Source organism: Roseovarius salis (assembly GCF_044472985.1).
GTDB lineage: Bacteria > Pseudomonadota > Alphaproteobacteria > Rhodobacterales > Rhodobacteraceae > Roseovarius > Roseovarius salis.
In genome coordinates this window covers 35361-47908 of the sequence record NZ_JBISDG010000009.1, presented here as the reverse complement: position 1 = coordinate 47908, position 12548 = coordinate 35361, and the positions used below count along the sequence as shown (strand labels likewise).

The window sequence follows — 12548 nt, the reverse complement described above, 5'->3', positions numbered from 1 at the left end:
GGTCACGCGGATCCCCGCTTGGAACGCAACGGTTCGGACGGCCCCGTGGCCTACCGTGCAGGCATGGCGATCACATCAAACCAGCCGCGACGTCTCCACCGCGGCGCGGATGAAATCTGCAAAGAGCGGGTGCGGCGCGAAGGGCTTGGATTTCAGCTCGGGATGGAACTGCACGCCGATGAACCACGGGTGGTCCGACCATTCCACGATTTCGGGCAGGCGGCCATCCGGCGACATGCCCGAGAACCTCAGCCCGACATCCTCCAGCTTCTCGCGGTATTTCGTGTCCACCTCGTAGCGATGGCGGTGGCGTTCGTCGATGGTGGTCGTCCCGTAGATCCGCGCCACGCGCGACCCTTCCGCGAGAACGGCGTCATAGGCGCCAAGACGCATCGTGCCGCCCTTGTCGTCGGATATCCTGCGCTTGACCTTGCGGTTGCCCTGCACCCATTCCTTGAGGTGGTAGACAACCGGCGTGAAGCGCTTTTGCCCTGCTTCGTGATCGAACTCCTCCGAGCCCGCGTCCTCCAGCCCGGCAAGGTTGCGCGCGGCCTCGATCACCGCCATCTGCATGCCCAGACAGATGCCCAGATAGGGGATCTTGCGCTCGCGGGCGAATTGCGCCGCCTTGATCTTGCCCTCGGTCCCGCGCTCGCCGAAGCCGCCCGGCACGAGGATGGCGTGGAATCCTTCAAGATGCGCCGCCGGGTCCTCGGTATCGAAGATCTCGGCATCGACCCATTCGACGTTGACCTTGACCCGGTTGGCCATGCCGCCATGGGTCAGCGCCTCCTTGATGGACTTGTAGGCATCCTCCAGCTGCGTGTACTTGCCGACAATGGCAACCGTCACGTCGCCGTCGGTATTGTGGATACGGTCCTCGACGTCCTGCCACTTGGTCATGTCCGGCTTGGGCGCGGGGCTGATCTGGAACGCGTCGAGCACGGCCTGGTCCAGCCCCTCGCGATGGTAGCTCATCGGCGCCTCGTAGATCGACTTCAGGTCGTAGGCCGCGACGACGTGCTCTTTCCGGACATTGCAGAACAGCGCGATCTTTTCCCGCTCCTTCTGCGGAATCGGTTGCTCGGACCGGCACACGAGGATGTCCGGCGCGATCCCGATCGACTGCAATTCCTTGACCGAATGCTGCGTCGGCTTGGTCTTGAGTTCACCGCTCGCGGCGAGGTAGGGCAGCAGCGTCAGGTGCATGAAGATGCACTGGCCGCGCGGCCAGTCATGGCTGAACTGCCGGATCGCCTCGAAAAACGGCAGCCCCTCGATATCCCCCACGGTGCCGCCGATCTCGCACAGCATGAAATCGACCTCGTCATCGCCGATGGCGATGAAATCCTTGATCTGATTGGTGACGTGGGGGACCACCTGGATCGTCTTGCCAAGGTAATCGCCGCGTCGCTCCTTCTCCAGCACGTCGGAGTAGATCCTGCCCGAACTGACCGAGTCGGTCATCCGCGCGGGCACGCCGGTGAAACGTTCGTAATGGCCGAGGTCGAGGTCCGTCTCGGCCCCGTCATCGGTCACGAAAACCTCGCCGTGCTCGAAAGGTGACATGGTGCCGGGATCGACGTTCAAGTAGGGGTCGAGCTTGCGCAACCGGACGGAAAAGCCGCGCGCCTGCAACAGGGCCCCGAGTGCCGCGGATGCCAGCCCCTTGCCAAGCGAGGAAACCACGCCGCCAGTTATGAATACATACCGTGCCATTCGCCGGCACCCCCGTGATCTGCTCGTTTGTTTGGGCCTGAACGGCCGATTCGACCGCAGCACCACGGGGCTTAATACATACAGGACAAAGGCCTGTCGCGCAAGCTGACCGCAAGATGCTGTTATGGTTTTTCCGCTATTCTCAACCGGTTGTGGTCAATCCGCCTGCGGTATCAGCGGGGCGTCGTCGCCCGGCTCCGGCGGCAACAAGTCGTCACCGGTGGCCGGCAACTCCGGCGCGGGGGCCTCCTCGGCAGCGGGCCGGTCGGTGATCCGGTCCAGCACCGATGACCCCGACGCGTTCTGCGCCGCGATGATCGTCAGCGCCATCGACGTCGCGAAAAGCCCGAACCCGAGTATCCATGTCAGCTTGCCAAGCGCGGTGGCCGCCGCGCGACCGGCCGTCACGTTGCCGCCGCCCCCGCCCATGCCAAGGCCGCCACCCTCGGACCGCTGGAGCAGCACGACCACGATCAGCGTGAGCGTCAACAAAAGATGGATCAGTAGGATGACGTTTTGCATGTGCCGCCCTGCGGTTTCGGATCAGGGGCGTATCTATGCAATTCCATTGTCCCCTGCAACCCGCCATTCTCAGGCACCGAGCACGGTGGCTGCCGCGCCCGCGCGCGGTTCACTCGTCCACGTCGTCCATGTCGGCCTGCCCCGAGAGGCGCCGGCGCACATGGCTCCAGCTCAGCCCGATGCCCAGAACCAGTGCCAGCGCCGCGATCGCCAGCCACACGACCTGCGACGTGTCGCGCAGCGACAGCAGCCCGTAGTCGTAGAACACCCACACCGTCGCGGCGACGATCGCCAGCACCATGAACATGCCGAATGCCCCGATCGAGCGCAGGGTAGCGCGCAGATAGATGATATACCCCACGAACAGCAAAAGCCCCAGCAGGACCGCCAGCGGCATCTGTTCGGAGAAGTTGCCCCGGACCCAGGTCACGTAGTTCCAGTCGGTCGGGTTGAAGGTCGCCACCAGCAGCGTGAAGGCCGCCGCCAGGCGCCAGAAGAAACCGGTCATGCCTGCCCCACGGGAAGTTTCATGCCGATCCTTTGCCCCAGGGCCGGCCGGCCTGTCCAGCCCCCGCGGCGAATTTGCGGTTTCAACGCCGCGCCGGCACCGCTAAGACGGGTGCGCGCTTTGTATCAGGCCGAAGGGATCGAAATGGCAAACGTCGTCGTAGTCGGCGCCCAGTGGGGCGACGAGGGCAAGGGCAAGATCGTCGACTGGCTGAGCGAGCGGGCCGATGTCATCGCGCGGTTCCAGGGAGGCCACAACGCGGGCCACACCCTCGTCATCGGTGAAACGGTGTACAAGCTGCACGCCCTGCCCTCCGGCGTGGTGCGCCCGCACAAGCTCAGCGTCATAGGAAACGGCGTGGTGCTCGACCCGTGGCACCTGGTCGAGGAGATCGAGACCATCCGCGCGCAGGGCGTCGAGATAACGCCAGAAACGCTGATGATCGCGGAGAACACCCCGCTGATCCTGCCATTGCACGGCGAACTGGACCGCGCCCGCGAAAACCAGACCGCCGTGACGCGGATCGGGACGACGGGCCGCGGCATCGGCCCGGCCTACGAGGACAAGGTCGGACGCCGCGCGATCCGGGTGGCAGACCTCGGCGATGCGGCGACGCTGGAACGCCGGGTGGACCGTGCGCTGGTGCATCACGACGCGCTGCGCCGCGGCCTCGGGCTTGACCCCGTGGACCGCGCGGCGCTCATCGACGGGCTCAACGAGATCGGCCGGCAGCTCCTGCCCTATGCCGGCCCGGTCTGGAAGGTGCTCAACGAGAAACGCAAGGCGGGCCGCCGGATCCTGTTCGAGGGCGCGCAGGGGGCGCTTCTGGACATCGATTTCGGCACCTATCCCTTTGTCACCTCCTCGAACGTCATCGCCGGGCAGGCGGCAACGGGCACCGGCATCGGCCCGGGCGCGATCGACTTCGTGCTGGGCATCGTCAAGGCCTATACCACCCGCGTCGGCGAAGGGCCGTTTCCCACGGAGCTCGAGGACGGGGACGGCCAGCGCCTGGGGGAACGGGGCCATGAATTCGGCACCACCACGGGCCGCAAGCGGCGCTGCGGCTGGTTCGATGCCGTTCTCGTGCGGCAGACCTGCGCCACGTCGGGCGTGCGCGGCATAGCGCTGACCAAGCTCGACGTGCTCGACGGGTTCGAAACCCTCAGGATCTGCGTGGGCTACGAGCTGGACGGCAAGCGGCTCGATCACTTGCCGATTGCAGCCGACGAACAGGCGCGCTGCGTACCCGTCTACGAGGAAATGCCCGGCTGGAGCGCCTCGACCGAGGGCGCGCGAAGCTGGGCCGACCTGCCCGCGAACGCCATCAAGTACGTCCGCCGCGTGGAGGAGTTGATCGACTGCCCCGTCGCGCTATTGTCCACCTCACCGCAGAGGGACGACACGATCCTCGTGACCGATCCCTTCGCCGACTGATGGAGGTGACATGCAGCTCAGCTACAAGGCCCGTCGCCGCTGGTCGCTGGTGATCCTGCTGATCGGACTGCCCGTCTACATCGTCGCCGCCGTCACCGTGGTCAACCTGTTCGACCGCCCGCCGCTGGCGCTGGAGGTGCTGGTCTACGTGGTGCTGGGATTCTTGTGGATGCTGCCCTTCAAGTTCGTCTTCATCGGCGTGGGCCGCGAGGACCCGGACGCCGGCAAGGACGGCTGACCCCGCACTGCGGCGCACCGGCGCGGCGCATGCTCGCACCGCCGCGTGACGCAAAAGATCGCGCGATGATGCCGTCATGCGCCGCCGCGTCGCCGACAAGGGGATTGCCGCGTCAAATTCGCGTCCGGCGGCGGCGCCGCCATCCGGCGTGGTCCCGCGCGTCACCGCCCTGAAGGGGGCGCTGCCCCCTCGCCCTGCGGGCTCACCCCCGGAGTATTTGCGGCAAGATGAAACCGCTGCCCGGCGCTAGCCGATCCTGCGCGCCTCGTCGATCAGCATGACCGGGATCCCGCCGCGGATGGGGAAGGCAAGACCCGCCGCCTTGCTGACGAGCTCCTGTTTCTCGGCGTCGTAGGTCAGCGTGGTATGGGTCTGCGGGCAGACAAGGGATTCCAGCATGCGCCGGTCGACGGCCGGGGCGGCAGGCAGGTCGTTCATTGCAGCGCCTCCCGGTCGTCGCCGCCGCGCATGTCGTATTCCAGCAGCGTTACCAACGTCTCGCGCCGCGTGCTCAGCGACGGCGCCTCGAGCAGGGCCTGCTTGTCCTCCGGCTCGAACCCGAGGAGCATGGACAGCGAATTCACCAACAGCTCGTCATCGGCCTGTTCCAGCGACTCCCAGTCGGTCTGGAGTTCCCGCGACTCGAAATACCGCTGCAGAAGCGCCATGAAGCCGGCACGGTCAAAGCCCGGGTCAGTGTCCGCGGGGCCGAGATCGCGCTCGAACCCGTCCCAGGAGACGCGCGCGCGGCGGTAGGGGGTGAACCCGTCGACCTCCTCGATGACGCGGTAGCGCGATATCCCGGTCAGCGTGATCATGTAGCGACCGTCCTCGGTCTCGGACATCTGCGTCACCCGGCCCACGCAGCCGATCTGGTGCAGTCGCGGACAGTCCTGCCGGCCCGGAACCCTGTTGGGCTGCACCATTCCGATCAGCCGGCCGGGCGTTTTGAGCGCATCGTCGAGCATGGCAAGGTAGCGCGGCTCGAACAGGTGCAGCGGCAGCCGCGAACGCGGCAGGAGAAGCGCCCCCGGCAGCGGAAAGACGGGGATCACGTCGGGCAGGTCAGCCTGGTTGAACATGCCTTGGTACCTAGCCTGCCGCCGGCATCAGGCAAATATCATCGAACTGAGCTTTCGACGGCCGCGCTGGACGACCGGATCGTTCGGCTTGAGCGCGTCGAAAATGGTGAAAAGCTGCGTCTTGGCCGCCTCGTCGTTCCAGTTGCGGTCGCGGCGGAACAGTTCCAGCAGCTGGTCCACCGCCTCCTCGGTCCGGCCGTTGGCATGAAGCGCCTGCGCGAGGTCGAACCGCGCCTGGTGGTTGTCGGGATCGGCATCGACGGCGGCCTGGAGCTCGCCCACGGGCCCTGCCCCGGCAGCCTGACGGGCCAGTTCGAGCGCCGAATGTGCCGCCTCCAGCTCCGAGGCGGTGGAAATCTCGGCCGGCGCACCGTTCAGGATCGCCTCGGCCTGATCCAGATCATCGAGGGCGATGTAGGCGCGCACCATCCCGGCATAGGCCCTGGCGCTCTTGTCGTCCTCCTGCAGGATGGCGGCAAAGGTCTGGGCCGCGTCCGCGGCGGCCCCCTGGTCCAGCATTTCCTCGGCCGCGGCCAGCGCATCGTCGAGACCGCCGCCGGCGGCCTCTCCGCCGGATTGCTGGATCACGCGGTTGACGAAGGCATCGAGTTCCGAGGCCGGCACCGCGCCCTGGAAGCCGTCGATGGGCTGGCCTTTCCAGAAGGCATAGACGGTGGGAATCGACTGGATCCGCAACTGGCCGGCGATCATCTGGTTCTCGTCCACGTTGACCTTGGCCATCCTGACGGCGCCGTTGGCCTTCTTCACGGCCTCTTCCAGCGCCGGGCCGAGCGTCTTGCACGGGCCGCACCACGGCGCCCAGAAATCGACGATCACCGGCACCTGGTTGGACGTCTCGATCACCTCGGCCATGAAATCGGCCTCGGAGACATCCTTCACAAGATCGCCGGCGGCGGGGGTGTTTTGGCCTTGGCCCAGTTCCAGCATTGTCGTCTCCTTGGTTTGATGGCCCCTATATGTGCGCCCGGCGGGGGGAGTCAAAGGTCGAAGGTCGCAAAAACCGGCGCGTGGTCACTGGGTTTGTCCCAACCCCGCGCCGCCCTGAGGATGCGGCTGGAATGCGCCGCCCCCGCGATGTCCGGCGTTGCCCAGACATGGTCGAGCCGGCGGCCGCGGTCCGAGGCGGCCCAGTCCCGCGCCCGGTAGCTCCACCAGCTGTAGAGCCGTCCCTCGGGAATGTCGGCACGGGTGATGTCGGTCCAGGCGCCCTCTTCCATGACCTGGCCGAGACGGTCGACCTCCTCGGGGGTGTGGCTGACCACCTTGAGCAGCTGCTTGTGCGACCAGACATCATCCTCGCGCGGGGCGATGTTGAGATCGCCGACGAGGATCGACCTGCGCGGTGTCTCGCCGCGGCACCAGTCGCGCATGTCCGCGAGGTAGTCGAGCTTCTGCCCGAACTTGGCGTTCACCTCCCGGTCGGGCACATCGCCGCCGGCGGGCACGTAAAAGTTGTGGATCACCACCCCGTTATCCAGTTGTCCGGCGACGTGGCGCGCTTGGCCCATGCGGGCGAAATCGTGGCTGCCCACCTCTTCGATCGGCAGCTTGGACAGGATCGCTACGCCGTTGTATCCCTTCTCGCCCCGCGCCAGCATGTGGCGGTAGCCCAGATTGGCGAAGATGTCGGCGGGGATCTTCTCCACCGGGCTCTTGCATTCCTGCAGGCACAGGATGTCCGGCGCCTCTTCCTTCATCAGGCGGCTGACCAGCCCCGCGCGCAGCCGCACGGAGTTGATGTTCCAGGTCGCGAGGGTGAAGGGCATCGGCACGGGCTCCGTCTTGTTGGCGTCCGACACCTATGACGAGCGCGCGCGAAGGTCCAGTGGCCGATGCGCGTCGGCCGCGGGTAATGGCCGACCGCCGTGACCAAAAAAGACCCCGGCAGCGCCGGGGCCAGTCCAACAGGGAGGTGCACATGATAGCCCGCATATGCAACGGGAACACGGTATTGCTACAGCGCGGGCACGGCCCACGCCTTGATCTCGGTCAAGCTTTTCAGGCCAGCAGGCGGTAGCCGCCCGATTCCGTCACGAGGAGGCGCGCGTTGGACGGGTCCGGCTCGATCTTCTGCCTGAGCCGGTAGATGTGCGTTTCGAGCGTATGGGTCGTGACCCCGGCGTTGTAGCCCCAGACCTCGTGCAGCAGCACGTCACGGGGCACGACGCCCTCGGTCGATCGGTAGAGGAACTTCAGGATATTGGTTTCCTTCTCGGTCAGCCGAACCTTCCTGTCGTCCTCGGTGACGAGCATCTTCATCGACGGCTTGAAGGTATACGGCCCAAGCTGGAACACGGCATCCTCGGACTGTTCGTGCTGGCGCAGCTGCGCGCGGATGCGCGCCAGAAGAACGGGAAACTTGAACGGCTTGGTCACGTAGTCGTTGGCGCCGGCATCAAGACCGAGGATGGTGTCGGCATCCCCGTCATGGCCGGTCAGCATCAGGATCGGCGCCTTGACACCCTGCTTGCGCATGAGGCGGCAGAGCTCGCGCCCGTCGGTGTCGGGCAACCCGACATCGAGGATGACAAGATCATGGATCATGTCCTTGACGCGCGCCATTGCCTCGGCGGCGTTGCCGGCCTCGAAGACGTCGAATTCCTCGGTCATCACCAACTGCTCGCCAAGCGCCTCGCGCAGGTCCGCGTCGTCATCGACGAGCAGGATCTTCTTCAACTGTGCCATGATCGCTGTCCTCGTTTCCTTTCCCGATTATGTGTTGTGCCGTGGCAGCCATGCCAAGGGGTGTGTCAGCGCCCTCACGGCCACGTGTTGCGACGACAGCAAATGTTTCATTCCGCCGCGAAAGGGGCTAAGCCACGGCATCGCATCTTGGAACGGAGCCCCGATGAGCCTTGCGCCCGACCTGACCGAACTTCTCGCCCGCGCGCGCAGCGATCTGCGCACGGGCCTGCCGGTGGTCCTGACAGGGAGCGGAAATTCGGCGCTGGTGCTGGCGGCCGAAACGCTGACCCACGAGAGGCTGGCCGATACGCGCGCGCTCGGCGGGCGTCCGGTGATCGTGATCAGCGCGCGGCGTGCGGCGACGCTCAACGCGCGGCCCTACGACGGCGACCTCGCCCGGATCGTGCTGCCGGGCGATGCCGGGCTGGACTGGGTGCAGGGGGTGGCAGACCCCGCCGACGACCTGCGCATGCCGATGAAGGGGCCGCTGGTGTCGCAGCGCGAGGGGGATGCCGACCTGCACAGGCTGGCGCTGCAACTGGCCAAGACGGCGCGGTTGTTGCCAGCCGCCGTGGTACTGCCGCTGACCGACGGCGCGGCATTCGCCGGGACGCATGGCCTTACCGCCATTCCCGCCGCGGCGGCGGCGCCGCACCTGGAACGGGTGAGCCCCCTGCACCCCGTGGTCAGCGCGCGCCTGCCGCTGGAGGTTTCCGAGGCCGGACGGCTGCACGTGTTCCGCCCCGAGGACGGCGGCGAGGAACATTACGCCGTGGAGATCGGCCAGCCCTCGCGCGACGCCCCCGTGCTGGCGCGGCTCCACTCGGCCTGTTTCACCGGCGACCTGCTCGGCAGCCTGAAATGCGATTGCGGCCCGCAACTGCGCGCCGCTCTGGCCCAGATGGGGGCCGCGGGCGAAGGCGTGCTGCTCTATCTCAACCAGGAGGGGCGCGGCATCGGGCTGGCCAACAAGATGCGCGCCTATTCCCTGCAGGACCAGGGATTCGACACGGTCGAGGCCAACCACCGGCTGGGGTTCGAGGATGACGAGCGTGATTTCCGCATCGGCGCGCGCATACTGGAGCGGATGGGGTTTTCCGCGGTGCGCCTGCTGACGAACAATCCCGCCAAGATCGAGATGATGCGCGCCAGCGGGATCGAGGTGACCGAACGCGTTCCGCTGCGAGTCGGCGAGGGCGCGCACAACCGCGCCTACCTGGCCACCAAGGCGAAGAAATCCGGCCACCTGCTCTGACCGCGCCGCGGGGATGCCTCCGGCGGGGGTACTTGGACCAAGAAGAAACCCCGGGGCGGCGTGTCAGCGCCCCAGCATCCATTCGCCGTCGGGCCAGAAGGCATGGAAGGCGAAGGCGAACAGCACATCGTGCGGCAGGGGGCGCCCCTGCACGTCGCGCACGCGCACCGTGCCCACGTCGCGCCCGCCCGCGATCGTGCCCGCGTCCAGCGCGGAGGACTGCCCGGACTCCCACGAGATCGTCACGCCGGCCTCTGACACGCCGCCCGCGGCGCGCACGCGGGTGAGCGGCCAGGCGCGGTCACCCACCCGCACCACGCGCGCGAGCGGCGAAATGCCGTGCGGCGGGTTTTCACCGTCGTAGAGGAAGGGCCGCGCGGCGGTGTCGTAGCCGCGGTAGGGGTTCGCTCCATAACGGCGGGGATGGTCGGGCTGCGCCATCACCAGCCCGCCGGGGTGGCGGGCGCGGAACTGGTCCCAGCTTTCCATCACGCTCGGCAGCTGCCTGAGCCGCGTGCCGGTCAGCTCGCCCACTATGGCGCGGGCCGTGGCCTGCTGCCACCAGCTCTCGGTCTGGCGGTCGTACATGATCATGTCGGACTTGCGCAGCTTGCCCGTGACGCCGAAGCTGAGCGTACCGTGCGCAGTGCGACGGTCGAACGCCATGGCCGAATTGCAGAGCGGGCAGTAGGTGACGGCCACCGGCACGCCCGCCACCGTGTCGTTCACGATCTCGTGCCATGTGAGGTAGCGCACCGGGTAGGCGCGCGGGGCGGCGTCGCCGATCTCGACGCTGATCACCGGCTCGGTGCCCGGGATTTCGCCGGCCTGCGCGACGGGCCTGAAGCGGGGGCCGGAGATGGCCGGGATGCCGTCCCTTGGCGGGCCGCCCGGGCGTATCTCGGACCAGTCGCCGATGGCCGCCGTGTCGAAATCCGTGTCCGGCCACTCGGGTTTCCAGCGATCCGGCGTGGCATGGGCAAGCCCCGCGGCGAGGGCGAGCACGGCGGCAAGCGGAAAAAGGCGGGTCATGGGTGCCCCGTTAGCTGGTACCGATCCGCCTATCATGGCCGGCCGCACGGCGCCGGGCCAGCCCGCCGCACGCGATTGTGAGCCCGGGTTACTCCTCCGGGCCGTGCCCGGCCTGCGTGCGGTACTCGGCATAGGCGCGTTCCCACCGGCGGGGACGCAGCACCTTGCGGAACGCGTATTCCAGCACGGCGCGCCCGTCCTCGCGGTACCAGCGGCCATGCGAGATGATCACGCGCGTCGGCCCCCAGCCGATCAGCACCTCGACATCGTCGGCCAGATGCTCCTTGTCGCTGGAGCGCAGCGACCAGCGATAGCGCGGCCGCATGTGCCCGGCGCTGTCATCGGTGCCCGACAGCCAGATGATGGGCCGCACCCATGGCGCGAGGTTCTTGGTCTCGTGCGCCTCGATCAGGTCGGTCAGGATGAGAGAGCGCGAGGCGCGGTGAAAGAAGGCCGCCTCTCGCAGCCGTGGCGCAGCGCGCACGACGAGCTGGTCGATCTGGCCCGCCCACGGCGCCTCTGCCTTGTCCGGCTGCAACTCGCGCGCGCCGTCCACCACCGCGCCCGGCGCGGCCCAGACCGTTGCCTGCGGATAGGCCTCGCGCCACCGAGCGATGTGCGTGACATGGGCGTGGTTGGGCACGACCAGGTGACGCACCGGGCCAAGCGCCGCGAGCTCGTCCCGCAACCCGCCGGTCAGGGCCGTGGGCGAATGGACCCAAAGCGCGCCGTTGTCCAGGCGGATCACGGTGGCACGGGTCGAATACGGCACGCGGCCGTGCTGGATGGCTGGACCGTCGATCAGCCACAGCCCGTCGCCGGTGGGCTTGAGCGTGTTGAGCGGCTCGTATCCCGTCGCGGCCATGCCCTACTCGATCACGGTGACGTCCGCCATGACATCCGGGCGACCGATCACGGTGCCGTTGCGGCCCTGCCCGCGCTTGATGGCGTCGACCACCTCCATGCCGTCGCTCACCCGGCCCACGACAGTGTATTTCCCGTTCAGGTGCGGCGCGGGGGCGAACATGATGAAGAACTGGCTGTTGGCGCTGTCGGGGTCCGAACTGCGGGCCATGCCGACCACGCCGCGCGCGAAGGGCACGTCGCTGAACTCGGCCTCAAGATCGGGCAGGTCGCTGCCCCCGGTGCCGGCCCGGCGCATGTCGCCGCCCTCGATCCGCCCGTGTTCCACGTCGCCCGTCTGGGCCATGAAACCGTCGATCACGCGGTGAAACACCACCCCGTCATACGCGCCCTGCCCGGCCAGCGTGGTGATCCGCGCCACATGCTGCGGGGCCACGTCCTCCAGCAGGTCGATGGTGACGGTGCCGTTGGCCTCGCCCTCGACCTCGATCTGAAGGCCCGTCGCCAGCGCGGGCGAGGCGGCCAGAAGGCTGAAGAGAAGTGCAATCTTACGCATCGGCGGCCACCTTGACGCTGATCATCCTGTCGGGGCTCTGCGGCGGCTCGCCGCGGGTGATGTTGTCGACATGCTCCATGCCCTCGATCACGCGGCCGTAGACGGTGTACTGGCCATTCAGGAAATGGTTGTCCTTGAAGTTGATGAAGAACTGGCTGTTGGCGCTGTCAGGGTTCTGGCTGCGCGCGGCGCCGATGGTGCCGCGGTCATGGGGGATGCGGCTGAACTCGGCCTTGAGGTTTGGCATGTCGCTGCCGCCGGTTCCCGCCATCCGCGGGTTGAAATCGCTTTCCATGTTGCCGTGGCGCACGTCGCCGGTCTGGGCCATGAAGCCGTCGATCACCCGGTGGAAGGCGACGTTGTCGTACTGCCCGGCGCGGGCCAGCTCCTTCATCCGGGTGCAGTGCCCGGGCGCCACGTCGGGCAAAAGCTCGACCGTGACGGTGCCGCCCTTCAACTCGATGAGAATGGTGTTTTCCGGATCCTTGATCTCGGCCATGCGGCCCTCCTGTACGCGTGACGCCCTTGTGACCGCGGAAACTAGGCCCTTCGTGCGGGATTGCCAAGACGGGAGGTTGACGCCCCTGCCCCACCGCGCCAAGAGGGGCCCAAGACCCACGCAGCAGGAG

At 67.3% G+C, this 12548-nt stretch carries 15 protein-coding genes; 3 read left to right on the top strand and 12 right to left on the bottom strand.

Annotation, left to right across the window (positions count from 1 at the left end):
* Positions 1–75 precede the first annotated feature (75 nt).
* From ACH13J_RS05185 to ACH13J_RS05175, 3 genes are all read right to left on the bottom strand, one after another.
* A complete protein-coding gene (locus ACH13J_RS05185) occupies positions 76–1719 on the bottom strand; it encodes a CTP synthase (RefSeq protein ID WP_397542247.1) in 1644 nt (547 codons plus the stop codon).
* Between the two features lie 156 nt (positions 1720–1875).
* A complete protein-coding gene (gene secG / locus ACH13J_RS05180; RefSeq protein WP_397542246.1) occupies positions 1876–2241 on the bottom strand; it encodes a preprotein translocase subunit SecG in 366 nt (121 codons plus the stop codon).
* A gap of 109 nt (positions 2242–2350) precedes the next feature.
* Positions 2351–2749, bottom strand: coding sequence for a DUF6524 family protein (locus ACH13J_RS05175; RefSeq protein WP_397542245.1), 399 nt, complete (start codon positions 2747–2749; stop codon positions 2351–2353).
* 144 nt (positions 2750–2893) lie between these two features.
* On the opposite strand from ACH13J_RS05175, the gene ACH13J_RS05170 reads away from it, so the two are divergent.
* Together ACH13J_RS05170 and ACH13J_RS05165 are read left to right on the top strand one after the other, a co-directional pair.
* Positions 2894–4186: an adenylosuccinate synthase gene (locus ACH13J_RS05170; RefSeq protein ID WP_397542244.1), complete on the top strand. Its 1293-nt coding sequence runs from the start codon at positions 2894–2896 to the stop codon at positions 4184–4186.
* Between the two features lie 10 nt (positions 4187–4196).
* Positions 4197–4424 (top strand): DUF2842 domain-containing protein, encoded by a 228-nt coding sequence (locus tag ACH13J_RS05165; protein WP_397542243.1) that lies wholly within the window; start codon positions 4197–4199, stop codon positions 4422–4424.
* A 246-nt stretch (positions 4425–4670) separates the two neighbouring features.
* Here the strand turns inward: ACH13J_RS05165 and ACH13J_RS05160 are convergent, their stop codons facing one another.
* The 5 genes from ACH13J_RS05160 to ACH13J_RS05140 form a co-directional block, all read right to left on the bottom strand.
* Entirely contained in the window at positions 4671–4862 is a 192-nt protein-coding gene (locus ACH13J_RS05160) for a Trm112 family protein (protein WP_397542242.1), read from the bottom strand.
* Entirely contained in the window at positions 4859–5506 is a 648-nt protein-coding gene (locus tag ACH13J_RS05155) for an LON peptidase substrate-binding domain-containing protein (protein ID WP_397542241.1), read from the bottom strand. Before ACH13J_RS05155 ends, ACH13J_RS05160 begins: the two co-directional genes overlap by 4 nt.
* Positions 5507–5533: 27 nt before the next feature.
* On the bottom strand, positions 5534–6454 hold the full coding sequence (trxA, locus tag ACH13J_RS05150) for a thioredoxin (RefSeq protein WP_397542240.1): 921 nt from the start codon (positions 6452–6454) through the stop codon (positions 5534–5536).
* Between the two features lie 50 nt (positions 6455–6504).
* Complete coding sequence (locus tag ACH13J_RS05145) at positions 6505–7293, bottom strand: exodeoxyribonuclease III (RefSeq protein WP_397542239.1); 789 nt, start codon at positions 7291–7293, stop codon at positions 6505–6507.
* A 232-nt stretch (positions 7294–7525) separates the two neighbouring features.
* Entirely contained in the window at positions 7526–8212 is a 687-nt protein-coding gene (locus ACH13J_RS05140) for a response regulator (protein ID WP_397542238.1), read from the bottom strand.
* Positions 8213–8375: 163 nt separating this feature from the next.
* On the opposite strand from ACH13J_RS05140, the gene ribA reads away from it, so the two are divergent.
* Complete coding sequence (ribA, locus tag ACH13J_RS05135) at positions 8376–9467, top strand: GTP cyclohydrolase II (protein ID WP_397542237.1); 1092 nt, start codon at positions 8376–8378, stop codon at positions 9465–9467.
* A gap of 63 nt (positions 9468–9530) precedes the next feature.
* Here ribA and ACH13J_RS05130 read toward each other — a convergent pair whose 3' ends face one another.
* From ACH13J_RS05130 to ACH13J_RS05115, 4 genes are all read right to left on the bottom strand, one after another.
* Positions 9531–10499 (bottom strand): DUF3179 domain-containing protein, encoded by a 969-nt coding sequence (locus ACH13J_RS05130; RefSeq protein ID WP_397542236.1) that lies wholly within the window; start codon positions 10497–10499, stop codon positions 9531–9533.
* 88 nt (positions 10500–10587) lie between these two features.
* Complete coding sequence (locus ACH13J_RS05125) at positions 10588–11364, bottom strand: DUF4336 domain-containing protein (RefSeq protein ID WP_397542235.1); 777 nt, start codon at positions 11362–11364, stop codon at positions 10588–10590.
* A 3-nt stretch (positions 11365–11367) separates the two neighbouring features.
* Positions 11368–11919 (bottom strand): peptidylprolyl isomerase, encoded by a 552-nt coding sequence (locus tag ACH13J_RS05120; RefSeq protein WP_397542234.1) that lies wholly within the window; start codon positions 11917–11919, stop codon positions 11368–11370.
* Entirely contained in the window at positions 11912–12418 is a 507-nt protein-coding gene (locus tag ACH13J_RS05115; protein WP_397542233.1) for a peptidylprolyl isomerase, read from the bottom strand. Before ACH13J_RS05115 ends, ACH13J_RS05120 begins: the two co-directional genes overlap by 8 nt.
* Positions 12419–12548: the final 130 nt, after the last annotated feature.

Excerpts from the sequence above, each read along its gene's own strand:
- ACH13J_RS05185 (WP_397542247.1), bottom strand. The coding sequence starts at position 1,719 with ATGGCACGGTATGTATTCATAACTGGCGGCGTGGTTTCCTCGCTTGGC.
- secG (WP_397542246.1), bottom strand. The coding sequence starts at position 2,241 with ATGCAAAACGTCATCCTACTGATCCATCTTTTGTTGACGCTCACGCTG.
- ACH13J_RS05175 (WP_397542245.1), bottom strand. The coding sequence starts at position 2,749 with ATGACCGGTTTCTTCTGGCGCCTGGCGGCGGCCTTCACGCTGCTGGTG.
- ACH13J_RS05170 (WP_397542244.1), top strand. The coding sequence starts at position 2,894 with ATGGCAAACGTCGTCGTAGTCGGCGCCCAGTGGGGCGACGAGGGCAAG.
- ACH13J_RS05165 (WP_397542243.1), top strand. The coding sequence starts at position 4,197 with ATGCAGCTCAGCTACAAGGCCCGTCGCCGCTGGTCGCTGGTGATCCTG.
- ACH13J_RS05160 (WP_397542242.1), bottom strand. The coding sequence starts at position 4,862 with ATGAACGACCTGCCTGCCGCCCCGGCCGTCGACCGGCGCATGCTGGAA.
- ACH13J_RS05155 (WP_397542241.1), bottom strand. The coding sequence starts at position 5,506 with ATGTTCAACCAGGCTGACCTGCCCGACGTGATCCCCGTCTTTCCGCTG.
- trxA (WP_397542240.1), bottom strand. The coding sequence starts at position 6,454 with ATGCTGGAACTGGGCCAAGGCCAAAACACCCCCGCCGCCGGCGATCTT.
- ACH13J_RS05145 (WP_397542239.1), bottom strand. The coding sequence starts at position 7,293 with ATGCCCTTCACCCTCGCGACCTGGAACATCAACTCCGTGCGGCTGCGC.
- ACH13J_RS05140 (WP_397542238.1), bottom strand. The coding sequence starts at position 8,212 with ATGGCACAGTTGAAGAAGATCCTGCTCGTCGATGACGACGCGGACCTG.
- ribA (WP_397542237.1), top strand. The coding sequence starts at position 8,376 with ATGAGCCTTGCGCCCGACCTGACCGAACTTCTCGCCCGCGCGCGCAGC.
- ACH13J_RS05130 (WP_397542236.1), bottom strand. The coding sequence starts at position 10,499 with ATGACCCGCCTTTTTCCGCTTGCCGCCGTGCTCGCCCTCGCCGCGGGG.
- ACH13J_RS05125 (WP_397542235.1), bottom strand. The coding sequence starts at position 11,364 with ATGGCCGCGACGGGATACGAGCCGCTCAACACGCTCAAGCCCACCGGC.
- ACH13J_RS05120 (WP_397542234.1), bottom strand. The coding sequence starts at position 11,919 with ATGCGTAAGATTGCACTTCTCTTCAGCCTTCTGGCCGCCTCGCCCGCG.
- ACH13J_RS05115 (WP_397542233.1), bottom strand. The coding sequence starts at position 12,418 with ATGGCCGAGATCAAGGATCCGGAAAACACCATTCTCATCGAGTTGAAG.